22 protein-coding genes are annotated in these 22,267 nt (G+C 54.8%); 3 read left to right on the top strand and 19 right to left on the bottom strand.

The genetic code is table 11. The features are described from left to right. Positions 1 to 52: 52 nt before the first annotated feature. From gutQ to ACMV5I_RS10025, 16 genes are all read right to left on the bottom strand, one after another. Positions 53 to 1,024 (bottom strand): arabinose-5-phosphate isomerase GutQ, encoded by a 972-nt coding sequence (gene gutQ / locus ACMV5I_RS10100; protein ID WP_024485828.1) that lies wholly within the window; start codon positions 1,022 to 1,024, stop codon positions 53 to 55. After that, positions 1,017 to 1,793, bottom strand: coding sequence for a glucitol operon DNA-binding transcriptional repressor SrlR (gene srlR / locus ACMV5I_RS10095; protein WP_021178807.1), 777 nt, complete (start codon positions 1,791 to 1,793; stop codon positions 1,017 to 1,019). Before srlR ends, gutQ begins: the two co-directional genes overlap by 8 nt. Before the next feature lie 83 nt (positions 1,794 to 1,876). Continuing rightward, a complete protein-coding gene (gene gutM, locus ACMV5I_RS10090) occupies positions 1,877 to 2,233 on the bottom strand; it encodes a transcriptional regulator GutM (RefSeq protein WP_174334429.1) in 357 nt (118 codons plus the stop codon). A 272-nt stretch (positions 2,234 to 2,505) separates the two neighbouring features. After that, the gene (gene srlD, locus ACMV5I_RS10085; protein ID WP_024486186.1) at positions 2,506 to 3,285 is read right to left on the bottom strand and encodes a sorbitol-6-phosphate dehydrogenase; all 780 of its coding nucleotides are present in this window, start codon (positions 3,283 to 3,285) and stop codon (positions 2,506 to 2,508) included. A gap of 10 nt (positions 3,286 to 3,295) precedes the next feature. Next, a complete protein-coding gene (srlB, locus tag ACMV5I_RS10080) occupies positions 3,296 to 3,658 on the bottom strand; it encodes a PTS glucitol/sorbitol transporter subunit IIA (RefSeq protein ID WP_021178804.1) in 363 nt (120 codons plus the stop codon). Between the two features lie 18 nt (positions 3,659 to 3,676). Then, a complete protein-coding gene (locus ACMV5I_RS10075; RefSeq protein WP_414824245.1) occupies positions 3,677 to 4,666 on the bottom strand; it encodes a PTS glucitol/sorbitol transporter subunit IIB in 990 nt (329 codons plus the stop codon). 15 nt (positions 4,667 to 4,681) lie between these two features. Next, positions 4,682 to 5,230 carry a PTS glucitol/sorbitol transporter subunit IIC gene (locus tag ACMV5I_RS10070; RefSeq protein WP_021807150.1) on the bottom strand — a complete coding sequence of 183 codons (549 nt, stop codon included), beginning with the start codon at positions 5,228 to 5,230 and terminating at the stop codon, positions 4,682 to 4,684. A gap of 243 nt (positions 5,231 to 5,473) precedes the next feature. After that, complete coding sequence (gene fbaB, locus ACMV5I_RS10065) at positions 5,474 to 6,523, bottom strand: class I fructose-bisphosphate aldolase (protein ID WP_021178801.1); 1,050 nt, start codon at positions 6,521 to 6,523, stop codon at positions 5,474 to 5,476. Positions 6,524 to 6,774: 251 nt separating this feature from the next. Beyond that, entirely contained in the window at positions 6,775 to 7,461 is a 687-nt protein-coding gene (locus tag ACMV5I_RS10060) for a GntR family transcriptional regulator (protein WP_024486183.1), read from the bottom strand. 100 nt (positions 7,462 to 7,561) lie between these two features. Continuing rightward, positions 7,562 to 9,022 carry a mannitol dehydrogenase family protein gene (locus ACMV5I_RS10055; RefSeq protein WP_414824244.1) on the bottom strand — a complete coding sequence of 487 codons (1,461 nt, stop codon included), beginning with the start codon at positions 9,020 to 9,022 and terminating at the stop codon, positions 7,562 to 7,564. Between the two features lie 66 nt (positions 9,023 to 9,088). After that, positions 9,089 to 10,483, bottom strand: coding sequence for an MFS transporter (locus ACMV5I_RS10050; RefSeq protein ID WP_414824287.1), 1,395 nt, complete (start codon positions 10,481 to 10,483; stop codon positions 9,089 to 9,091). A 107-nt stretch (positions 10,484 to 10,590) separates the two neighbouring features. Further along, positions 10,591 to 11,604 carry a Zn-dependent oxidoreductase gene (locus tag ACMV5I_RS10045; RefSeq protein ID WP_414824243.1) on the bottom strand — a complete coding sequence of 338 codons (1,014 nt, stop codon included), beginning with the start codon at positions 11,602 to 11,604 and terminating at the stop codon, positions 10,591 to 10,593. A 14-nt stretch (positions 11,605 to 11,618) separates the two neighbouring features. After that, on the bottom strand, positions 11,619 to 12,833 hold the full coding sequence (manD, locus tag ACMV5I_RS10040) for a D-mannonate dehydratase ManD (RefSeq protein WP_024486179.1): 1,215 nt from the start codon (positions 12,831 to 12,833) through the stop codon (positions 11,619 to 11,621). 283 nt (positions 12,834 to 13,116) lie between these two features. After that, complete coding sequence (gene yegS, locus ACMV5I_RS10035) at positions 13,117 to 14,016, bottom strand: lipid kinase YegS (RefSeq protein WP_414824242.1); 900 nt, start codon at positions 14,014 to 14,016, stop codon at positions 13,117 to 13,119. Between the two features lie 534 nt (positions 14,017 to 14,550). Then, a complete protein-coding gene (gene yegQ, locus ACMV5I_RS10030) occupies positions 14,551 to 15,903 on the bottom strand; it encodes a tRNA 5-hydroxyuridine modification protein YegQ (protein ID WP_021178794.1) in 1,353 nt (450 codons plus the stop codon). A gap of 180 nt (positions 15,904 to 16,083) precedes the next feature. Next, positions 16,084 to 16,422 carry a YegP family protein gene (locus tag ACMV5I_RS10025; RefSeq protein ID WP_024486176.1) on the bottom strand — a complete coding sequence of 113 codons (339 nt, stop codon included), beginning with the start codon at positions 16,420 to 16,422 and terminating at the stop codon, positions 16,084 to 16,086. A 346-nt stretch (positions 16,423 to 16,768) separates the two neighbouring features. Between ACMV5I_RS10025 and ACMV5I_RS10020 the strand changes: the two genes are divergently transcribed. Beyond that, positions 16,769 to 17,032: an antitoxin gene (locus tag ACMV5I_RS10020; RefSeq protein ID WP_021178792.1), complete on the top strand. Its 264-nt coding sequence runs from the start codon at positions 16,769 to 16,771 to the stop codon at positions 17,030 to 17,032. Positions 17,033 to 17,035: 3 nt separating this feature from the next. After that, entirely contained in the window at positions 17,036 to 17,425 is a 390-nt protein-coding gene (locus ACMV5I_RS10015; protein ID WP_121607532.1) for a type II toxin-antitoxin system VapC family toxin, read from the top strand. 3 nt (positions 17,426 to 17,428) lie between these two features. Here the strand turns inward: ACMV5I_RS10015 and baeR are convergent, their stop codons facing one another. Together baeR and baeS are read right to left on the bottom strand one after the other, a co-directional pair. Next, the gene (gene baeR, locus ACMV5I_RS10010) at positions 17,429 to 18,145 is read right to left on the bottom strand and encodes a two-component system response regulator BaeR (protein ID WP_024486275.1); all 717 of its coding nucleotides are present in this window, start codon (positions 18,143 to 18,145) and stop codon (positions 17,429 to 17,431) included. Positions 18,146 to 18,157: 12 nt separating this feature from the next. After that, on the bottom strand, positions 18,158 to 19,528 hold the full coding sequence (baeS, locus tag ACMV5I_RS10005; protein ID WP_024486274.1) for a two-component system sensor histidine kinase BaeS: 1,371 nt from the start codon (positions 19,526 to 19,528) through the stop codon (positions 18,158 to 18,160). A 107-nt stretch (positions 19,529 to 19,635) separates the two neighbouring features. On the opposite strand from baeS, the gene ACMV5I_RS10000 reads away from it, so the two are divergent. Continuing rightward, positions 19,636 to 20,766 carry an RNA-guided endonuclease InsQ/TnpB family protein gene (locus ACMV5I_RS10000; RefSeq protein ID WP_414824241.1) on the top strand — a complete coding sequence of 377 codons (1,131 nt, stop codon included), beginning with the start codon at positions 19,636 to 19,638 and terminating at the stop codon, positions 20,764 to 20,766. 48 nt (positions 20,767 to 20,814) lie between these two features. Here ACMV5I_RS10000 and ACMV5I_RS09995 read toward each other — a convergent pair whose 3' ends face one another. Further along, the gene (locus tag ACMV5I_RS09995) at positions 20,815 to 22,260 is read right to left on the bottom strand and encodes an MFS transporter (RefSeq protein WP_414824240.1); all 1,446 of its coding nucleotides are present in this window, start codon (positions 22,258 to 22,260) and stop codon (positions 20,815 to 20,817) included. Between the last annotated feature and the right edge of the window lie 7 nt (positions 22,261 to 22,267).

The following is a 22,267-nucleotide window of genomic DNA, read 5'->3' as shown; positions in this document are numbered from 1 at the left end:
CTACGCGCCAGGGTAGTTAAGCGGGCGCAGCATGCTACGCCCCTACGTGATATCAGCCGATCCCGGCCTGATGCAGGTCGTGCAGGTTGATTGCCCCTACCAGTACGCCATCGATGTCCACCACCGGAGCGGCGCTGATGTGTTGTTCGTGCAGCGCTTCCAGGGCTTCCCCGGCACGCCACTGTTCTGGCAACCGGTAGCCGGGGCGAGTGATCGCCGGGCTGAGGCCGTCATTGAGGCTATTGCCCTTCACCAACCAGCGGCGCAGGTCACCGTCGGTAAACACCCCCACCACTTTTTGCTGTGCATCACATACGGCTACCAAGCCTAGGCCGGTACGGCTCAACTCCAGCATGGCTTCCATCACGTTGGCGCTTTCTTGCACCATCGGCAGACGATCGCCGGTACGCATCAAATGATGGACGCGATTTAGCAGGCGGGCACCCAGGCTGCCACCTGGATGGGAGCGGGCAAAATCCTCGGCATTAAAACCGCGCTGGCGCATCAGGGCCATCGCTAATGCATCCCCCATCATCAGCGTAGTCACTCCGCTGGAGGTTGGTGCCAGGCCCATCGGGCAGGCTTCACGTTCAACGCTGATATCTAACGTACAGGCAGCCCCGAGCGCCAGTGGCGACTCTTTGCCACCGGTCATGGCAATGACTGGGATCTTGCTCTCTGCCAGCAGAGGCAGGATCAGATCCAGTTCTTTGGCGCGGCCTGAATAAGAGATAAAGATCACCACATCATCGGTGCCGATCATCCCCAAATCGCCATGCAAGGCTTCCGCCGGATGGACGAAAAACGACGGGGTGCCAGTGCTGGCCAATGAAGCGGCAATCTTCTTGCCGATATGGCCGGATTTACCAATACCGGAAATCACCGCCTTGCCACGGCAGTTGAGCAGCAGTTCACAGGCTTGGACAAAGTTGTCATCCAGGCGTGTCAGCAGGCGCTGCGCTTCGGTCAGCTCAATTTCCAGCGTTTCACGGGCAAAGTTGAGCAGGGCAGTGGCGTTACTCATCAAGGGGGTCTCCTACCAGAATGATATTGATACCTTTGGCCTGTAGCGCAGCCAGGTAATCCGGGTTGATGCCGTTATCGGTGATCAGGGTATCCACAACGCTCAGATCGCACACCACGTTGGGGCTTTTGCGGCCAAACTTCGAGGAATCGACCAGCAACACAATACGGCTGGCGGCTTCACACATCGCCTTGCTGACATTATGCACTTCATTAAAGGTGGTGACACCCGCATTGAGGTCGACACCGTCGGCCCCAATAAACAGCTTATCGAAGCTGAACTGCTGAAATGCCGACTCTGCCAGGCTGCCATGGAAGGAGGCGGATTTTTTACGGTAGGTGCCGCCGGGCATCAGGATGGTTTGATCGTTATCCAGTTCCACCAGCGCGTTAACGATAGTCAGGCTGTTGGTCATCACGGTGATGTTATTGAACTGCGCCAGATGGGGCACCATCTGCAATACCGTGCTGCCTGCGTCAAAGATCAGCGAATCACCGTCGTCGATCAGCTTGATGGCGGCATAGGCGATCTGGCGTTTCTTTTCGGTGTTGATATGGGTCTTACGATCGATGGGCTGATCGCCATCGTCACGGCTAAGCACCACGCCGCCATAGGTGCGGATCACCTCGCCTTCTTCTTCCAGCAAGGTGAGATCTTTACGGATGGTGGTGCCGGTCGTGGAGAAATGCTCTGCCAGGGCATCCACTGCCGTTTTGCCATGCCGCTGCAAGTATTCGAGGATAGCGGCTTGCCGCTGCTTTGGTTTCATAGAGATCCCTGTTCACAAGAGTTGACCATTCCTCTCGGTGATATAGTTCACTATGAAAGGTAATGTCTTTTAATGTGAAAATATCATGATTTCGGTGCGATCGCTAACGATAGTGCAGTTTGGCATGCCCGATCCTCAGGGAAGATCACATCTGGGCAGAGTTGTTGCTGGTGCATGCCATGTAACTGTGTGAGTTGTTTCGGCTGGGCGAAGATGGTCAGGCCGCGCATCAGCATGCTGCCACATACCCGCTGTTGGGCGTCAAACGCTAGCGCCAATACCACGCGGGGTTTGAACCGGCCCCCAGAGCGGCCAACGCCCACTGTGCCCAACTGGCATAGGCTCTCGAACGCGCGGTTAAAGCGTTGGAGCTGCCACCAACCCAAGGCGATTTGCAGCAGCCAGGCGATAACGGCGAAGGTAACTAGTGCGCTGGTCATACGGTTTTTCTCCTGTGTGAAGATAAAGGTGAGAGTCCGATGTTCGTCCCCTCACCCTAACCCTCTCCCACAGGGAGAGGGGACCGAATGTGCTACAACGTTATTCCTGTATTTAACCACGGCACGGTATCAAAATATGGGGTTAGCGTTCTTCAGATAGAGTCCTATACCTGACTATGACACCGTACTGGCTCCCTCTCCCTGTGGGAGAGGGTGGGGGTGAGGGGCTGTTAGGTACATATTTTAGTTAGCCCTTATTCCCAGCCCGTAAATCAGAACATCACCTGCCCGCCAGTGATGTTAATCGACTGGCCGGTGCAGTAAGAGGCTTTATCGCTGGCATAAAACAGCAGCGTGTTCAGCACGTCCTGGTAGTCACAGCCGCGTTTCAGCGGCACCTTATCGGTGTAATATTTCTCAACTTCTTCCGGCTTGATGCCCAACTTCTGCGCATATTGCGGCAATAGCGACTGGAACATCGGCGACTTCAGCAGGTTACCGAGCATCAGAGAGTGCACGGTAATACCGTAATCGGCCAGATCGAGCGCCAGCGACTGCGTCAAACCAACGCCACCGAACTTGGCGGCGCTGTAGCCGGAATTATGCTTGCTGCCGACCTTGCCGGATTTAGAGTTGATTTGAATGATGCGCCCGGCAATACCGTCGCGGATCATCAGGCGAGAGAACTCGCGGGCACACAGGAAATAACCCACCAGGTTCACCTGCAAGGAGCGGTCAAAATCCCCCAGTGGGAAATCGGTGATCGGCGCGGCTTTGGCAATCCCGGCGCTGTACACCAATAGGTTGGTCTGACCGAAAGCCCGGTCGACTGCACCAGCCAGCGCGATAACGCTGGCCTCATCGGTGGCATCGGCCTGGAAACCGATGGCGCGATCGGCCCCGAACTCCTGATTGATTTGCTGTGCCACCAGATTGGCGTTGTCGGCATTCAAATCGGCGACCGCAACGCGATAACCCGCTTCAGCCAGGCCATGGCACAGGAAAGCCCCCAACGTTTGGCCACCACCAATCACTACAGCTACTTCAGACATGTTCTACTCCTTATGCGATAAATTTCAGTGTGCTGCCTAACGGGATATCAGCGGGCGTGCTGCCTGTTACGTGGATCGTACCAGGGAATTCGGCCTGAGTTTCTCCATCAAAACGTACGGTGATATGGCCCAGTTCGCGCAGGTTCTGGGTGGCAACTTCTCCGACGGCGGTGATGGGATAGCGCCGATCGCCAAGCTCCATTACGCCCCCGGTTTGTAATTCACCGGCGGTCTCGCCGTGCTGGTGGATGAAGCAGTACTCTTCAATATCTGCAGGAGCGCCTTCGCGGAAGGTGATCAGCATGTTGTCCAACAGTGCGTCACGGGCGCAGCCGCCAATCTGGGTGATAGTGGTCTGGAAAATGGTGCTCATGGTTTTCCTCCGGGCAATTTATTGATAGATAAAGGCCGATGCGGCCCAGGCGATCAGTACCGTAGGTGCGCCAGTGAGGAAGCGCCCAACCAGTACCGAAGGGACGCCGACACGCACCGTATCCTGCTTGGCCTCTGCCAGGGACAGACCCACCGGGATAAAGTCACAGGCGGCCTGGGCGTTAATGGCGAACAGCGCCGGGAGTGCCAACTGAGGGGGAATATGGCCAAGACCAATTTGTACGCCCACCAACACGCCGATGACCTGAGCGATGACGGCGCCAGGGCCGAGGAACGGTGAAAGCAGGGGGAAGGAACAAATCAGCGCCAACGTCACCAAGCCGATTGGGCTGTTGGCCAGCGGCGTCAGGCCGTGGGCGATAAAGTCACCCAGACCAGAGGCCATGATGATGCCGATCAGCGCCGAGACGAAGGCCATAAACGGCAGAATGGTTTTTAACACGGTGTCGATGGTGTCACGCCCAGACTGGAAGAACACCGCTACCACCGAGCCCATACCCATGCCAACCTTGGCCAACAGGCCATCGCTCTGTTCGGTGATTTTTTTGCTGGTATCGTAGTCACGAACCTTTGGTTGTGGCTGTTTTTCGGTGAGCGGAGGAGTTTCAGCCCCTTGTGCAGCCTCAATCAGGCTGATGTTGTTTTCCCGTACGCCGGAAACGTAAATATCCTCCAGAATAAACTGCGCCAGCGGACCAGAGCGGCCAGTTGAATGAATATTGATAGTCGGGATGCGGCGTTTAGGGTAGATGCCACAACGCAACGTCCCCCCACAGTCAATAATCGCCAGACCAATCTCTTCCGCCGGTGGTTCGCCTTCTTTGAAACCGTCTACCGCAGGCCAGCCGGTTAAATCGCTGAGTTTGTCGACGATCGCCGGGCGGGTACCGGCGGTGATATAGACGATTTTCTTACCTGGCTCGATAGGTAACTGTAGTGGGCCACCCCAGCCGCCAGCACCTTTCTCAATACGGATATAAGCACTCATGCTGCGCTCCACAAATTAAAGTTGAACCTGGCGATCCAGTTGGATGCCCATCTTGCGTTCAAATATGCTGGTGGTGAGATCGGTGATCCAACCGCGGAAGAAGTTAGTGAACAGCCCAACCAGGAAGTAACTCACTGCCAGAGGAGCCAACGGCAGGCCAAGCGTGGTCAAACCGCTGGCAATTCCGAGGTAAACGAACAGTTCACCAGGGTTGATATGAGGGAACAGGCCGTTCATGGAGTGGCAACTGTAGGAGGCTGCGGCGTAATAACTGGGTTTATATTTCTCTGGCATAAAACGTCCGAGACTCAACGTCATCGGATTACAAAACACAAAGGTGCCGATCAGGGGGAGTAGCAGGTAGCGTGAAACCGGGTTACCGGCACAGCGCTGTGCCAAACGTTCGATACGTTCCTGGCCAACAAAGTTGATCAATGCGTTCATGATAACTAACAGGCTGATCAACAACGGTAAAATGCCGGTCACCATACCGACAAACACTTCCCCGCCTTTTTGGAACAGGCCGATAAACCATTCGGCTCCGTGGGTTATTAGCTCAATCATTTTTTTCTCCTGTGATGGATGCTATGGCCTGGAGCGAAGTGCGGCTCTGTCGCCATGGGTCATACAGTAACCACTTTGGTTCGGCTTTTGTTTTAAATGGATCACGCTTTGAAAGATAAATATTTTATTGTGAAAGATTAAGTTGAAAGAAAAACAATCATTGATGAAGGGAGAGGGGAGTTAGGACATGAAAAAGGCCCAGCAGAGCTGAGCCTTGAAGACTAATAATTTGATAAATAACGATTAAGCGATGGTGACGCTATTGTCGAGATAGGTGTCCTGCACGGCATTGATCAGGGCGATGCCATCCTTCATCGATTTCTTGAACGCTTTACGCCCCAGGATCAGGCCCATCCCGCCAGCACGCTTGTTGATCACGGCGGTACGCACTGACTCTTGCAGGTCGTTTTCCCCTGCCGCGCCGCCAGAGTTGATCAAACCGGCACGGCCCATGTAGCAGTTTGCCAACTGGTAGCGCACCAGATCGATCGGGTGATCGGTGGTCAGCTTGTCATAGACGCGATCGTCGGTATAACCGAATTTCACTGCACGGTAGCCGCCGTTGTTCTCGGCCATTTTCTGTTTAACGATATCGGCACCGATGGTGGCCGCGATATGGTTGGCTTGGCCGGTCAGATCGGCGCTGGAATGATAATCGACGCCATCCTTATTGAACGCAGGGTTACGTAGATAGGCCCACAATACGGTCACCATACCCAGTTCGTGAGCGCGCTCAAAGGCGATCGAGATTTCTTCAATCTGGCGGCGTGATTGCTCGGAACCGAAGTAAATGGTTGCACCAACCGCCACCGCCCCCATGTTGAACGCCTGCTCAACGCTGGCATACAGGGTCTGGTCGTATTGCGTTGGGTAACTCAGGGTTTCGTTGTGGTTCAGTTTGACCAGGAACGGGATCTTGTGGGCGTAGCGGCGGGAGACCGAAGCCAGCACGCCGTAAGTGGATGCCACGCAGTTACATCCGGCTTCGATCGCCAGTTCAACGATGTTTTTTGGATCAAAATAGAGCGGGTTGGCGGCAAATGAGGCCCCGGCAGAGTGCTCCACGCCCTGATCGACCGGCAGGATAGATAGATAACCGGTGCCCGCCAGGCGGCCATGGTTGAGCAAGGTTTGCATTGAGCGCAGCACGCTGTTTGGGCGGTTGTTGTCGATCATCACCCGATCAACAAAGTCGCCACCGGGCAGGTACAGATTTTCCGCAGGGATGGTGGTGCAGCGGTGTTGCAAAAGGTCTTCCGCTTCCTTACCTAACAATTGTGCAATATCTGTCATGATTCACTCCCGTTAAAGCTTCCTATACACCGGTAAGTCTGGGTATTTGGCCACCGGCGTAGTCAAAAGCGGTGATTGAAGCTATGCAAAAGATACTAATCAAAACCTGATGATGCGAAGAGACAATAGATGCGATTGAGAATAAATGCCATTTAAACGAGACAACATTCAGTAATCAGATCGCGGAGTAGGGGCGCCGCATGCTGCGCCCGCTTGGTTGTACGTGGCACTTGTTTAGATAATCAGCGGGGTTACTCGGCTTCAAACCAGTCGGTGTTTTGCAGGGCAATCGGGGTGATCGAATAGATCATTTCCTGCAAATGCTCATGAATAGCCCGCTCCGCCGCATCCGGATCCTGGGCTTTCAGTGCCTCAAAAATACGGTAATGCTGGTGGATCAGATTCTCCGGCGGTGACACTTCGCTCAGGCTGAGGAAGCGCACCCGGTCCATCGTCGCTTTGATGGTCTCGATGGTTTCCCACGCCAGGGCACAGTTGGCCATTTGCGTCAGCAGATGGTGGAATTCGTCGTCCAGCGCCAAAAACTCACGGATCTGATTATTCTGTGCCGCCAGCTCCTGGCGATGCAGGTTATGCTCCAGCGTCATCAACTGCTCGGGGGTGATGCTGGTGGCAACGCGCCGCACGATGGCACATTCCACCGCCTGACGGATAAAGCGCCCGTCGGCCACTCGTTTGGCGGAAATTTTCATCACGAAGGTACCGCGCTGCGGCAAGATCTGCACCAACCCGGCTTCAGCCAGTTTGATAAAGGCTTCGCGCACCGGTTGGCGTGAGACGCTGAAACGGGTGGAGATCTCTTTCTCGGAAAGCAACGTGCCCGGTGGGATGGTGCAATCGACAATATCTTTGCGCAGGAAACGATAGATCTGCTGATTGACCGGGACATTATTCGTGAGGACGTACGATTCTGACATGGCGACAATCAATATATGAAAGTAGTAGTGAATGCCACCATACTAGCAGATTAACCCGTGAAAGAGGGCGGATAAATCCACCCGCATTCTGTGCTTTCCATTAACGCGCCAGCACCCTTGCCACCGTTGCTTTAGCTCCCCGCGCCAACAGTGCCAGATAAGCATTGGTCACGGCATTGACGAAGCGTTGGTTATCCGGCAGGTCGCGCCCAAATACCGAGGTCATTTGCAGCAACGCCATCACGCGAGGCTCACCTTCAGCACTGTTGGCGACGCGCCGGGCAATTTCCTCACGCAAGGGATCGCTGATGTCGATCGGTTGACCCTGTTCGTCCTTACCGCCGACGTAACGCATCCAACCCGCCACACCCAGTGCCAGGCAGTCAAAATCACTGCCGTTGGCCAGATGCCAGCGCACCGAATCCAGCATGCGCTGCGGCAGCTTTTGCGTGCCGTCCATGGCGATCTGCCAGGTGCGGTGCTTCAATGCCGTATTGCGATAGCGTGCCAGCAGGGAATCGGCGTATTTCTCCAGATCGGTGCCCGGGGTGTTCAGTGTTGGAGCCTGCTCAGCCAGCATCAGATGGCGGGCGGCCTTGACGTAATGCTCATCCTGCATACAGTCACTGATGTGTGGGTAACCGGCTAGATAACCCAGATAGGCCAGGAACGAGTGGCTACCGTTCAGCATACGCAGCTTCATCTCTTCGAACGGCAAGACATCGCTGACCAGTTCGGCACCGGCTTGTTCCCAAGCCGGGCGGCCCGCAACAAAATTGTCCTCAATCACCCATTGGCGGAACGGCTCGCAGGCCACTGCTGCTGGATCCTGCACGCCGGTTTGTTGTGCGACCTGGGCCAGGGTGTCTGGTGTCACGGCAGGCACGATGCGATCGACCATGGTCGAAGGGAAGGTGACGTAGGTTTCGATCCACGTTGCCAACGCCGGATCGAGCGCTTTGGCATAGGCGGTGATCACGTTACGGGTTACATGGCCATTTTCCGGCATATTGTCGCAAGACATTACGCTGAACGCAGGTTGCCCGGCCGCTTTACGCTGCGCCAAGGCTGCGACGATGACCCCAACGGCGCTCTGCGGCTGATGCGGATTAGCCAGATCCCGCACAATTAGCGGATGATCAAGCTGCAACTGGCCGGTGGCGGGGGAATGACAGTAGCCTTTCTCGGTGATGGTCATGGACACAATCGCCACTTCGGGCTGGGCCAGGGCCTGGAAAACGGCGTCCAGCCCGTCGACCTGCGCATGCAACGCCTGTTTTACTACGCCCACCACCCGGCATTGCCAGGCATCGGCTGACATCTCGGCCACGCTGTAGAGCATATCTTGCTGTTTGAGATCGGCGATTTGTTGCTCGCCGCCGATCAGGTTGATTTCGCAGTAACCCCAGTCGCTACCGTACTCCTGTGCCAAGATATCGGCGTATACCGCCTGGTGGGCGCGATGAAAGGCACCAAAGCCCAAATGAACCAGGCGTGGAACCAGTTTGCTACGATCGTATTGCGGAACAATGGCGTTGGCCGCTAACAGCTTGGTATCCATGTTAAAACTCACTGTGTGATGGTTTGATTGCCGCAGAACCTTTCTGCGGCAGAGAATTGAAGGGAATTAATGACTGCTGACGCGTTGGGCTATCGGTAGCGCTGGGCTTTCCGCGGCATCTTCCGCCAGGCTCAGGTCACGATCTCTGACCTCTGGCATCAATATCGCTGCCAGCAAGCCGATAACGGAGTACAAGATCATCATGACGGCGATTGGCCACCAAGAGTCGGTCATATTGCAGAAGATACCGGCTAATACCGGGCCGAAGCCGACCGCCACCAAACCACCGGCCTCTTTGGAGATCGCCATGCGGGTAAAGCGGTTACGTGAACCAAACATTTCCGCCATGGTGATGTTTTCCAGCGCAAACAGGCCCAGCACCGCGACGTTATGGATAATAATGATCGAGGCCATAATCACGTTCACCTCATTGGTCTTGTCCACAATCATCGAAAGCATTGGGTAAGCCAGAATGATGGCGGAGATATTGACCAGGATATAAGGTACCCGGCGGCCGATCTTGTCGGAGAGCCAGCCAAGGAACGGGATGGTAATAAAGCCAATGGCGGAGCTGATCATCAAGGCGTCGGTTGGGATAGCCTTCTCAAACAGCAGGGTTTGCACCAGATAACCGGCCAGGAAGGTTTGGATCAGCCCGGAGTTGCCTGCCTGACCGAAACGCAGCCCGGTAGCCAGCCAGAAGGATTTGCTGCTGAACATTGCCGACAGCGAATGGGTATTGTCAGCCACGGCGTTAGCCGGTGTTGCGGTAGTGCTGTCGTCGTTAACCTTTTCAAACACCGGGCTTTCTTTCAGGTTCATACGCAGCCAGATGGCGAACAGCATGACAACCACGCTGGCCAGGAAAGGTACGCGCCAGCCCCAGGCCAGCAGCTCTTCTTTAGACAGGAAGAAGAACATGACGGCCCAGATGGCGGTTGCCGACAGCGTACCGCAATTGGTGCCCATGGCCACCAGTGAGGAGATAATCCCACGTTTACCTTTAGGCGCATATTCCGCCAGCATGGTTCCTGCTCCGGAAATTTCCGCACCGGCGCCCAGCCCTTGAATAATACGCAGTAACACCAGTAACAGAGGGGCGAAAATACCGATTTGCGCATAGGTTGGCAGCACACCGATTAAGGTGGTGCAGATCCCCATCATGGTAATGGTAATAAACAGCACCCTTTTACGCCCGATGGTGTCCCCCATGCGGCCAAAGAAGAAGGCACCCGCGATACGGGCGATATAACCCGCGCCGTAGGTTCCCATCGCCAAGATTAATGCCATGGCGGCGGACTGTTCCGGGAAAAATATTTCATGGAAGACTAATGCTGCACCTAGCGAATAAAGCTGAAAATCCATAAATTCCAGTGCGGTACCAAGCCAGCCAGAAACGGCCGCCTTGATCAGGTCCGAGGTACTTCTTTCCGGCTGAGTGTTGTCAATTTTTGCGTTCATCATTGTTCTGTTCTCTGCAAATTGTTGTTGTAAGGACGGCAAAGATGAGGTTCAGAAGCCCCTGTTTCTTTCCAGCTACAGCAGGCCGTAGCTGGAAAGTGGTCAGGTCAGAATTTCAGTAAAACCTTACAGCACTGCTTTTGGTCTTTTTCGAAGATCTCCATCGCTTCAAGCACTTGCGTAAACTTGAACTGATGGGTGATCAACTTCTCTGGTTGGATCTGGCGTTGCGTCATCCAGGCAATCACCTGCGGGAAGCGGTTGCTGTTGAGGCGTGAGCTGTAAATCGAGATCTCTTTGCTGGTAATGGTCTGCTGGCTGATCACGCAGGGTTCGGCAGAGAAGCCCATAATGCCAATGCGTGCGGCGGGAGAAGCCAAGCCGATTGCCTCCGGCAAAATGGCCGGGTGGCAGGCTGCATCAATGATCAGCGTTGGCCGGATGCCGAGTTTTTGTAACTCGCTGGCCAAATCAAGCTGGCTGTTGTTGATCACCACATCCGCACCGTTGGCAGTGGCCATCGCCAGGCGCTCATCGATACGGTCAGCCACCACAATCTGTTTAACGCCGTAAACGCCGCGCAGCGCCTGAATAGAGGTGAGGCCCATCGGCCCGGCACCATACACCAACGCCACATCTAACGGGCCAGGTTGCAGTTGGCTACAGATGTTGGCGGCAATGGTGAAGGGTTCGACCATCGTGGCTTCGTTGTCTGGAATGCAGTCCGGAACTAGATGGGCATTTTTGGCCGGTAGCGTCACATATTCGCTGAATCCGCCGTCACGGTGCACGCCAATGACCTGCAGTTCGGTGCAGACGTTTGGCCTGCCCACCGAGCAGGGATAGCAATGGCCGCAACTGACAACCGGATTGCCCACTACGCGTTCGCCGATACGTGACGGATCGACACCTTCGCCGATAGCGTCGATATGGCCAAAGAACTCATGGCCGATCACGCGCGGGTATTTGGCGAACGGGTTATGGCCGCGATAGATATGCACGTCGGAACCGCAGATCCCGGCGTTAGCCACACGGATCCGGACTTCACCTTGCTGCGGCGATGGCAACGGGCGTTCTTCAATCACCAATTGCCCTGGCTGTTGAACAGTAATGCTTTTCATAGAAATTCCTCGGTTTACCAGTTCCACAGGGTGCCGTCTTCCAGGCGCGCTACCGGCAGGTAGGCAGGATCGTAGGGATATTTGGCAGCCAGTTTTTCGTCAAACTCGATGCCCAACCCTGGTTTTTCACCCGGATGCATGTAGCCGTTGTCGAACGTCCAGTTATGTGGGAACACTTCGAGCATCTGTTCGGAGTAGCCCATATATTCCTGCACGCCGAAGTTCGGCACCCACAGGTCAAAGTGCAACGCCGCCGCCATGCAGATTGGTGAAAGATCGGAAGGGCCGTGTGAGCCGGTACGCACCTGATACAGCGAAGCAAAATCGGCGATACGGCGCATGCCGGTGATGCCCCCGGCGTGGGTGATGGTGGTACGGATGTAATCGATCAGCTGCTCTTCAATCAGCTGTTTGCAATCCCAGATGCTGTTGAACACCTCACCGACCGCAATCGGGGTCACGGTATGTTGGCGGATCAGGCGGAAGCACTCCTGGTTTTCGGCCGGGGTAGGATCTTCCATCCAGAACAGGCGATATTGCTCAACGCTTTTGCCAAAGCGGGCCGCTTCGATTGGCGTCAGGCGGTGATGCATGTCGTGCAGCAGATGTTCGTCAAAACCGAATTTGTCACGTACGGCTTCAAAAAGTTTCGGGGTGAAGTCGAGGTATTTCTCGGTTGACCATAACTGTTCTTCCGGCCAGTTACCTTTGGTCGCAGGCTCATACGCCAGGCCTTTGCCCTTGGCCATGCCGTAGGTGGTTTTCATTCCTGGTACGCCGCATTGTGCGCGGATTGCCTTGAAGCCCAACTCCTTGTGCTTGGCATAATCGTCCAGCACTTCGTCAATCGAGTGGCCGGTGGTGTGGCAGTACACCATTACGCCGGTACGTGAAGCGCCACCTAGCAACTGGTAAAGCGGCATATTGGCCGCTTTGGCTTTGATATCCCACAATGCCGTATCCACCGCAGAGATGGCCGACATGGTCACCGGGCCACGGCGCCAGTAAGCACCTTTGTAGAAGTACTGCCAGATATCTTCAATCTGATGAGCATCGCGGCCGATCAACTGCGGGCAGACGTGATCTTCCAGATAAGACGCGACCGGCAGTTCGCGGCCGTTCAGGGTCGCATCGCCGATCCCGGTTAGTCCACAGTCGGTAGTGATCTTCAGGGTGACGAAATTTCTCCCCGGGCAGGTGACAAACACCTCGGCTTTAACAATTTTCATGACTTCCACATCCTGTTGTTGCTGATAACGTATGGGCGGAAACTAACCTTGAACTAACTACCATACAAGTATGATTTGTGAGAATTGCCGCTGAAGATCACATTTATTGGTGGATCGCAGACATGGGCTGGCGGTTTTATCTTGAGGTAAAAGGAGGGATGTTAGTTCGCAGGCGTGTTCAGGAGTGGGGGCTAAACAGGGTTAAAGCCTGCGCGTTCTGAGCTAACTAATCGATTATTTTAACGGGCGCAGCATGCAGCGCCCCTACGTGAGGAAACCGCGTTTATTCCAGCAGATCGCAATTTGGCGGTAAGCGGCACTCGATAGCATTAGGCAGCACCTCAATGCGGAAATCACGACCTTCCAGCGGTTCGCCATCAAGGTTAAAGGTGATTTCATGCGGCGCGGTGATTTCCAACCATGGCAACGAGGCATCGACTACGTTGCTGTTTTCCTCACCGCTAAACAAGATATTGACCAGCGTAGGCAGCAACTCTTCGGCAGTGAGCAGGCGCACCTGCAATAAACCATCGTTAATCAGCGCGCCAGGGCAAAGTTTCTGCCCACCCCCGGCCTGCCTACCGTTGCCGATACCAATCACCAGCGCTTCTCCGGTCCAATGGAAATCTGGCCCGCGGATCTCGCAACTGTCGGCTTTCAGGGCATCCAGGCGCAGCAACCCATGGATGAAATAAGAAACGCCCCCCAGCGCCGCCTTCAGTTTTTCCGGGGTTTCGGTGGTGATGCGGGTGCCAAAGCCGCCGGTCGCCATATTGATGAAATAGCGTTCGTCATTGACCTTGGCCAGATCGATCGGTACCGCTCGGCCCTTGATGGCTAACTGCAAGGCCAAATCTGGCTGTAGAGGAATAGAGCAGGCGGTAGCAAAGTCGTTGGCGGTACCCAGCGGCAGTATGCCGAGTATTGGCCGAAACTCTGAGGGCAGTTGTGCCAGTGCGGCAGCGACTTCGTTGATGGTACCGTCGCCACCACCGGCGATCACGGTTTCAACCCTCAGTTGGCTAGCCTCTTTGACGTAACGAGCGGCATCCCCCAGTTCCCAGGTGACGCGGACATGCAGGGTCTGGCCCTCATTACGCAGCTGGTTCACCGCTGCGCGAACTTCCTCGTTGCCGGAGCTTTTACCATTGATGATAAGCAGTGCTGGTGCATATTGGTGCATTCCTGATCCTTGTGGCGAAAAACGAATCGGCTGTCAAAGGGTGGCCAGATGGGTTTCCATGTAGCTAAACCCCTAACCCAAGTCGTTAACGATAAACCACAAGCCAGTGGCGGGCCATAAGAATATTCAGGTAATGCCGAGTTTGGCTGCTACAGGGTATTTATATAGTCAATGCCCAATGGGGGTAATACCTTTCTCTCACGCGAGTTAAGCGTTGGTATTAACGACCTTATTAATCGCTATAGAATAATTTATATATTGCAAGGGAAATGATAAGCCGCTTGGCGTAATGCAAGAAATATCCTAAAAATGCCAATGAAATTTTCAGCTGATTGAAATTAAAGGGGATAAAAAAGAAAAGGCCAACCCAAGGGAGATTGGGCTGGCTAAGGAGGTGGTTCCTAGTATTGCTATGCAAATATTTTCGTTATTAGTTTTAAGCAGCCTGATAATAACCAAGCCGCGCGCTAATTGATGTGATCTGATTCTAATATTTGCCAAAAATTGCCACCCAGGTGGGTGGCGATAAACATCTTAACCGTTCTGGCTATCGTCCTGCGGCAAATTGCGGATCAACAACGCATAATTTAGGTCGATATCCTCGGGGATCGGCAAATAAACGATATGGCCGTTGCCCGGAGCGACATCGATCGTCTCGCCTTTCTTGTTTTGCAGGCTTTCCAGGGTAAACAACACGTTACCCCCTGGCGTCATCATCTCGACGCTGTCACCAACCAGGAATTTATTTTTTACATCCACTTCCGCCCAGCCGTTACGGCGCACCCCGGTAAATTCCCCGACAAACTGCTGCAGTTCGGAAATGGAGGAACCGTAATCATAGTTCTGGTGGGCATCGTGCGTATGGCGGCGCAGGAAACCTTCTGTATAGCCACGATGAGCCAGGCCTTCCAGCGTGGTCAGCAGGCTAGGATCGAAGGGTTTACCGGCAACGGCGTCGTCAATGGCACGGCGATAAACCTGCGCGGTGCGGGCGCAGTAATAAAACGACTTGGTCCGGCCTTCAATTTTCAGCGAATGTACGCCCAACTGGGTGAGCCGCTCTACGTGCTGGATGGCTCGCAGATCTTTTGAGTTCATGATGTAGGTGCCGTGCTCGTCCTCAAACGCGCTCATGTACTCGCCGGGTTTCTGCGCTTCGGAAAGCATAAAGACTTTATCGGTTGGCGCGCCAATGCCCAGCGTCGGCTCAACGTTTTGCACCGCGATAGGCTCATGCAGATGCACGATGCTGCCGGTATCGTCTTCCTTGCCTTCTTCTGCCTTGTACTGCCAGCGGCAGGCATTGGTGCAGGTGCCTTGGTTGGGATCGCGTTTGTTGATGTAACCGGAAAGCAGGCAACGGCCGGAATAGGCCATGCACAGTGCGCCATGCACGAAGATCTCCAGCTCCATCTCTGGCACCTGGCTACGGATTTCCGCCACTTCATCCAGCGACAGTTCGCGGGAAAGGATCACTCGCGTCAAGCCCATCTGCTGCCAGAACTTCACCGTTGCCCAGTTGACCGCGTTAGCCTGCACCGAGAGGTGAATGTCCATCTGCGGGAAGGCTTCGCGCACCATCATGATCAAACCGGGGTCGGACATGATCAGCGCGTCCGGGCCCATGTCGATCACCGGTTTCAGGTCACGCAGGAAGGTTTTCAGTTTGGCGTTGTGTGGCGCGATGTTAACCACCACGTAGAATCTTTTGCCTAGCGCATGGGCTTCGTTAATCCCAAGCTGCAGGTTCTCGTGGTTAAATTCGTTATTACGTACGCGCAGGCTGTAACGCGGCTGGCCAGCGTAAACCGCATCGGCCCCATAGGCAAAGGCGTAACGCATGTTTTTCAGCGTTCCCGCCGGGGAGAGGAGTTCTGGTGTAAACATAGTGATTCTCGGTCTGATTTCAGGTCAGCACCGCGCCACCCAATGGCGCAGTGAAAGCGGGGGATTGTAGCGGCAGCCCGCCAAGAAATCAGCAATTAACCGGAAATTTTCAAGGGAGATTGATCTTCATCATCAGAAAAACCGCGCGGTAGCGGATACCGCGCGCAGGCCGGATGAGATTTATGCGCTTAAATCGCGCACGTCGGTGGTAGGGCCATTTTTGATCACCGACTGAATACCGCTTTTCGCTGCGCTATCCGAGCTGTACATCTGGCTGGTGCCAATCACCTGATGGTTTTTGGCTTTCAGCACGAAATAGGGTTTGTTGTTGCTGCTGATTTTCACTTCAAACTGCGCCTCATGAGGCGAATTGGTTTGCACGGACGCAATCCCGTTTTCCGCCGAGGCTTTGCTGGCATACATCTCGCTGGAGAGAATGATCTCGCCATTGCTGGCCTTCAGGTTGAAGTGATACTGCCCGTTGCTCGATTTTGTCAGCTCATAATGTCCGCTTGCCATGGTCCTGCTCCTGATTAGTGCCAATAAGTGAGATAAGTGTAGCTAATGTCTCAGCAAGCGTTTTTTTTAACGGTGAAGTAATGCGTAACAGTGCACAGAAATGGGTGGCTTTTTGTGCTTTTGGCCAGATTGGGCTGGAGGTAGGTTGCCCTGGTTACATTGGCGATTGCGTAACGGTTCGCATCGTTGGCATAAAACGTTAGACGGCAGATGATTTTGCTACGTTGTGAGGATAGGGTGGCTGATATCCGCATTCCTTATGCGAACAAAAAACAGGCAGCTTGGCCTTGGCATCCACTCAAAATAGGCATATGCTTTGGCCTATGCCAGCGTGAGGAGGTGCAATATGGAAAGAGTCGCCAAGCTTTTTAAAAACGGTAGAAATCAGGCGGTAAGATTGCCAGTGGAATTCGAATTCGATGTCGATCAGGTTTATATTCGCCGGGATGAACAGGGTAACGTTATCTTGTCGAAGCATCCAATGAAATTGGACTCCTGGCAACCGCTACTGACCATGTTGCAAAACGTGGCGGTTCCTGCTGACTTCCTGACTGCTGACGATCGCCAGCAAGGGGTAGCAGAACGGGATCCGTTCAAGGAGGAGCAGTAAGTCATGTATATGTTCGACACTAACACGGTGAGCCAGCTTTTTCGTCAGCATCCTCGGCTGCTTGCGGCTATGGGCCGGGTACCGCCATCGTCGGTGTGTATTTCCAGCATAACCCAGGCGGAACTGCTTTATGGCGTCGCCAAGCGGCAGAACAAGGCGCTAAAACAGACGGTGATGATGTTCCTGGACGCCGTCACCGTTTACTCCTGGGACTCTGCGGCGGCACATTGCTATGGTGTCATGCGAGCAAGTATGGAAAAACAAGGCAGACCGATGGGGGCGTTGGATCAGCTTATTGCCGCACATGCGGTAAGCCGTGGCGCAACCATAGTGACCAGCGATCGGGCTTTCACTATGGTCGCGGAGCTTGAGGTGGAAGACTGGACGCAGTAAGCGTCACAGCCCATTGACCAGCCGACACTGTTCGGCTTCCCAGCGGTAGCCCACCCCGTAGACCGAACGGATAAACGCCTTGTCACCGTCGATCAGCTCTAGCTTGCGGCGCAGGTTCTTGATATGGCTATCGATGGTGCGGTCGGTCACCACCCGGTAATCGTCATACAGATTGTTCAGCAGCTGTTCGCGTGAAAACACGTTGCCCGGCTGGCAGGCCAGGGTTTTCAGCAGGCGGAATTCCGCCGGTGTCAGATCCAGGATATGGCCCTGATAGCTGGCTTGAAAGCGCGGTTCATCAATGTGCAACAGAGACTCATCGTCACTATGTTCCTGTGGACGATAGCAACGACGCAAGATGGTTTTCACCCTGGCAACTACTTCGCGAGGGCTGTAAGGCTTGCAGATGTAGTCATCCGCCCCGATCTCCAGCCCCAGCAGGCGGTCGATCTCTTCGATTTTGGCGGTCACCATGATGACGGGGATGTCGGTAAAGCGCCGTAGCTCGCGGCAAACGGTTAAGCCATCGCAGCCTGGCAGCATCAAATCCAACAAAATAAGCGCCGGTGGCTGCTCATGCACCGCCGGGATCACTTCGCTGCCGTTGCTCAGCCAGCGGGTGGCGTAGCCAGCAGCCTGCAGATAATCTACCAACAGCTGGCCCAGCTTGGGTTCATCTTCCACAATCATGATCTGTAGTGACTGATTTTGGTTTTCCATCAAACAACCTTATTATTCACCAGAGATGGGGAAATCTACTGTAATGCGCACGCCGCCTAAAGGCGAGTGTTGTGCACGGATCTCGCCGCCGTGTGCCTCCACAATGTTCTGACAGATGGAGAGCCCCAGTCCCGAACCGCCGCTAGCGCGGTTACGCGATCCTTCGGTGCGATAGAAGCGTTCGAAGATGAGAGCCAACTGCTCGTCGTTCACTCCCGGGGCGCTATCCTGCCAGTAAATCCGCACCGTTCCCGGCAGGCGTTCGATACCAATCTCCAACCGGCCACCGGCATCGGTGTAGCGTTGGCTGTTTTCCAACAGGTTGTTGAATAACTGGAGCAGTCGGTCCGGATCGCCAAACAGTGGCATCTGTTCCGGCAGGTAGGTGACGATATCCAACTGCTTGGCATGAAAACGCTCACGGAAGGCCGCCACTGCGATCTGCACCAGATGCACGCAATCTACCGGCAATTTACGGTAGGCGAGGGCACCGAGATCGGAGAGTGACAGTTGATGCAGGTCGTCCACCAATTTGGTGAGGGTTGAGACCTCCGCCTGTAGCGAACTGAGCGAAGCGGGTGTGGGCTGGCGAACGCCGTCTTGCAGTGCCTCCAACTCTCCACGCAATACCGCCAGTGGGGTACGCAGCTCGTGGGAAACATCCGCCATTAACGCCCGCCGCATCTGTTCGTTCTTTTCCAGCGAGGTGGCAAGCTGGTTGAAATCCTGCGCCAGCCGGCCCAGCTCATCCTGGCTGCTGACCGCCACCCGAGCGCTGAAATCACCCGCCGCCAGCCGATGAGTACCACCGACCAGGCGTTTGACCGGTGCCAGCAGGCCGCGCGACATCAGCCAGGTCACTGCCGCCGCCAACAAGGTGGATAGCCCAACGATCATCCAGCTGGTGCGCCGCTGTTGGCGATCGAAGTTGATGTCCGCATTGCGCGTCAGTTTTTCCGGCGGAGTAGCTACCACCCAACCGACGATCTGATTGTTGTAGTGGATCGGGTGGCGGGTGCTCTCTTTAGGGATCGGGCCGGAATGACCCACCAGCCGGTTATACTGGCTGTCCACCACCCAGAATTGGGTGCGCCAGCCCTTGGGGGGCAGATTGTGGCTGCTGTCGCTGTTCTGCTCAAACGAACGCATGATCTGATACACCACCTGATCGTTGTTACGCAGAAATTCCCAGTTGCCGTGGCGGCGATACTGATCTTCCAACGCGTCGCCGAGCATGCTGATACGTTGCTCATTGCTGTGCTTGATGTAATCGATAAAACCCCGTTCAAAGCTGACGCGTACGCCCCAGTGCATAGTGATCAACACCAACATGCAGGTGGCGAAGATCGCCATAAACAGCTTGCCGGTTATGCCAATTCTCATCAGATTGCCTCCGGGAAACCTCGGCCTTTAGGCCGGGGAGGAAAGGAAGCGGTTTTCAAGCTAACTTCTTTTTGTCTTTTCACTATAACTGCTGTAATTTTGTACATATGAAACGCGCCTACAAATATCGGTTTTATCCAACACAGGATCAGATTGAGTTTTTAGCTCACACCTTCGGCTGTGTGCGTTTTGTCTACAATTCAGTTCTCCGCTGGCGAACTGATGCGTACCGCGAACGACAGGAGAAGATCGGCTACATTCAGGCCAATGCCCGACTAACCGCCCTAAAAAAAGAGCCTGAATTTACCTGGCTGAATGATGTTTCCTGCGTCCCGTTACAGCAGACTCTTCGCCACCAACAGACCGCCTTTTCTAACTTCTTTGCGGGGCGTGCCAGGTACCCAACATTCAAAAGCAAACACCACAAACAATCTGCTGAATTTACGGCGAGTGCCTTTAAATACCGTAACGGCACGCTGTACATGGCTAAAAGCACAACGCCACTCCATGTTCGCTGGAGTCGTGAACTCCCCTCGACACCTTCAACCGTCACCATTTCCAAAGACGCATCAGGTCGATATTTCGTGTCCTGCTTGTGCGAATTTGAACCAAAACCACTGCCTGTTACCGCAAAAATGACGGGCATTGATATGGGTTTAAAAGATTTGTTCGTCACTGATAGCGGATTTAAAACCGGCAATCCCCGCCACACGGCGAAGTACGCGAAACGTTTAGCGTTGCTACAGCGCCGATTGAGCAAGAAGAAAAAAGGTTCAAGGAACCGTGCCAAAGCAAGATTAAAAGTCGCAAAGCTCCACGCTAAAATTGCTGATTGCCGAATGGACAGCCTGCATAAGTTGTCCCGCAAACTGATAAACGAGAACCAAGTTGTTTGCGTTGAATCCCTGAAAGTGAAAAACATGCTCCGTAATCCCACATTATCGAAAGCGATATCCGATGCCGGATGGGGTGAATTTGTGCGGCAGCTACAGTACAAGGGGAAATGGTCAGGACGTTCTGTCGTTGCCATAGATCAGTTTTTCCCGTCGTCAAAACGCTGTAGCTGTTGCGGCTTCACCATGGAAAAAATGCCACTTGATGTTCGTCACTGGCACTGCCCTGAGTGCGGAGCTGACCATGATCGAGATATCAACGCGGCGCGTAATATCAAAGCTGCCGGGCTGGCAGTGTTAGCCCACGGAGAGCCTGTAAATCCTGAATCGCAGCACGCGGCTTAGGTTCGGCTCTGTGAAGTGGGAATTCTCGCCCTTTAGGGCGGGGAGCAGTCAATGTGTCCTCGTGGAGCCGGTGCCCGGCTCTTTGGTCAACGTACGGTTGGGGGCGATGTCGGTCGGCACGCGGGCGAAAGCCAGCGCCGGCAGGGCAATAATCAGTGCCATGCAGCCATAGCTGTAAATAAAGGCATTGTGGATCGCCGGGCTATCGGCCACCACCTGATGATGCGCGAAGCTGCCAATCAGGATCCCGGCAATGCTGACGCCCAGGCTCATGGATAGCTGCATTACCATCGATAGCAAGCTGTTGCCGCTGCTTGCCAGCCGATCGGGCAGATCTTTCAGCGTCAGGGTATTCATGGCGGAAAAACGCAGGGAGTTAACCATGCCCTGGAAGAACAGGACCACCGGCAGCAGATAAACCCAGCCCAGCATCGCCACCAGCGGAAAACTCAGGGTGACCAGCGCCAGCATCAGCGTGGCGGCCACCAGCACATTACGATAACCGAAGCGATTCACCACCTGCACCACGATGCGCTTCATGCCCATGCTGCCGATGATCATCGGGATCATCATCAACCCGGCGTGGAACGGGGAAAACCCCATGCCCACCTGGAGAAACAGCGGGGTCATAAAGGGCAACATACCGCTACCGATCCGCCCCAACAGGCTGCCGGTCAGGCCGACGCGATAGGTTTCTGTCTTGAATAATCGCAGTGAGAACAGCGCGCGGCTGTTACCACGGGCGTGCAACCAGTAGCCAGCCAGCGCAGCGCAACCCATTGCCACCAGCCCGGCGATGGTAGCAGAGGAAAGCCCCATGCCTTTATGCCCGTCTAGCGCCAGCGTCAGCGTCGCCATGCCGATCGCCAGCATGATAAAGCCGCTGATATCGAAACGCCGGGTCTGCATGGTGTAATTGGGCATCAGCAGCGCGGTGGCAATTGCCCCGGCGATACCCACGGGAATGTTGATCAGGAAGATCCAGTGCCAACTGGCGTATTGCACCAGGAAGCCCCCCAATGCTGGCCCCATCAGCGGGCCGATCTGCCCGGGCAGGGTGACGAAGGTCATTGCCGCCATATACTGTTCACGCGGGACGATTTTCATCACCGTCAGCCTGCCGACCGGTACCATCATCGCGCCGCCGATGCCCTGTATCACGCGGGAGGCCACCAGCTCATTCAGGGTTTCCGAACGGGCGCACAGGATCGACCCGAGCGTGAACAGCACGATGGCGCTGAAGAACACCCGTTTGACGCCTACCCGATCCGCCAGCCAGCCGCTGGCGGGCAGCATCACCGCGACCGTCAGCACATAGGAGACAATCACCGACTGCATGCGCAGCGGGTTTTCCCCCAGGCTGGCCGCCATGGAGGGCAACGCGGTATTGACGATGGTGGTATCCAGCGTCTGCATGAAGAAGCCGAAAGCCACGATCCACAGCTGCCATCGCACCGAGGTGGACCCTAGCGGGGCGCTGGGTTTGATGCTCATCTCATAA

This window comes from Serratia sp. T13T92 (assembly GCF_047530105.1).
In the GTDB taxonomy this organism is placed as follows: domain Bacteria; phylum Pseudomonadota; class Gammaproteobacteria; order Enterobacterales; family Enterobacteriaceae; genus Chania; species Chania fonticola.
This window is presented reverse-complemented; position numbering and strand designations above follow the sequence as displayed.

What these genes read in the sequence shown, in the direction of transcription:
- ACMV5I_RS10045 (WP_414824243.1), bottom strand. Translation starts at nt 11,604, where the DNA reads ATGAAAAGCATTACTGTTCAACAGCCAGGGCAATTGGTGATTGAAGAA.
- baeS (WP_024486274.1), bottom strand. Translation starts at nt 19,528, where the DNA reads ATGAGAATTGGCATAACCGGCAAGCTGTTTATGGCGATCTTCGCCACC.
- yegS (WP_414824242.1), bottom strand. Translation starts at nt 14,016, where the DNA reads ATGCACCAATATGCACCAGCACTGCTTATCATCAATGGTAAAAGCTCC.
- ACMV5I_RS10070 (WP_021807150.1), bottom strand. Translation starts at nt 5,230, where the DNA reads ATGATTGAGCTAATAACCCACGGAGCCGAATGGTTTATCGGCCTGTTC.
- srlB (WP_021178804.1), bottom strand. Translation starts at nt 3,658, where the DNA reads ATGAGCACCATTTTCCAGACCACTATCACCCAGATTGGCGGCTGCGCC.
- ACMV5I_RS10050 (WP_414824287.1), bottom strand. Translation starts at nt 10,483, where the DNA reads ATGAACGCAAAAATTGACAACACTCAGCCGGAAAGAAGTACCTCGGAC.
- gutM (WP_174334429.1), bottom strand. Translation starts at nt 2,233, where the DNA reads ATGACCAGCGCACTAGTTACCTTCGCCGTTATCGCCTGGCTGCTGCAA.
- ACMV5I_RS10060 (WP_024486183.1), bottom strand. Translation starts at nt 7,461, where the DNA reads ATGTCAGAATCGTACGTCCTCACGAATAATGTCCCGGTCAATCAGCAG.
- ACMV5I_RS10055 (WP_414824244.1), bottom strand. Translation starts at nt 9,022, where the DNA reads ATGGATACCAAGCTGTTAGCGGCCAACGCCATTGTTCCGCAATACGAT.
- ACMV5I_RS10015 (WP_121607532.1), top strand. Translation starts at nt 17,036, where the DNA reads ATGTATATGTTCGACACTAACACGGTGAGCCAGCTTTTTCGTCAGCAT.
- yegQ (WP_021178794.1), bottom strand. Translation starts at nt 15,903, where the DNA reads ATGTTTACACCAGAACTCCTCTCCCCGGCGGGAACGCTGAAAAACATG.
- ACMV5I_RS10020 (WP_021178792.1), top strand. Translation starts at nt 16,769, where the DNA reads ATGGAAAGAGTCGCCAAGCTTTTTAAAAACGGTAGAAATCAGGCGGTA.
- srlR (WP_021178807.1), bottom strand. Translation starts at nt 1,793, where the DNA reads ATGAAACCAAAGCAGCGGCAAGCCGCTATCCTCGAATACTTGCAGCGG.
- ACMV5I_RS10025 (WP_024486176.1), bottom strand. Translation starts at nt 16,422, where the DNA reads ATGGCAAGCGGACATTATGAGCTGACAAAATCGAGCAACGGGCAGTAT.
- ACMV5I_RS10000 (WP_414824241.1), top strand. Translation starts at nt 19,636, where the DNA reads ATGAAACGCGCCTACAAATATCGGTTTTATCCAACACAGGATCAGATT.
- manD (WP_024486179.1), bottom strand. Translation starts at nt 12,833, where the DNA reads ATGAAAATTGTTAAAGCCGAGGTGTTTGTCACCTGCCCGGGGAGAAAT.
- gutQ (WP_024485828.1), bottom strand. Translation starts at nt 1,024, where the DNA reads ATGAGTAACGCCACTGCCCTGCTCAACTTTGCCCGTGAAACGCTGGAA.
- ACMV5I_RS10075 (WP_414824245.1), bottom strand. Translation starts at nt 4,666, where the DNA reads ATGAGTGCTTATATCCGTATTGAGAAAGGTGCTGGCGGCTGGGGTGGC.
- ACMV5I_RS09995 (WP_414824240.1), bottom strand. Translation starts at nt 22,260, where the DNA reads ATGAGCATCAAACCCAGCGCCCCGCTAGGGTCCACCTCGGTGCGATGG.
- fbaB (WP_021178801.1), bottom strand. Translation starts at nt 6,523, where the DNA reads ATGACAGATATTGCACAATTGTTAGGTAAGGAAGCGGAAGACCTTTTG.
- srlD (WP_024486186.1), bottom strand. Translation starts at nt 3,285, where the DNA reads ATGTCTGAAGTAGCTGTAGTGATTGGTGGTGGCCAAACGTTGGGGGCT.
- baeR (WP_024486275.1), bottom strand. Translation starts at nt 18,145, where the DNA reads ATGGAAAACCAAAATCAGTCACTACAGATCATGATTGTGGAAGATGAA.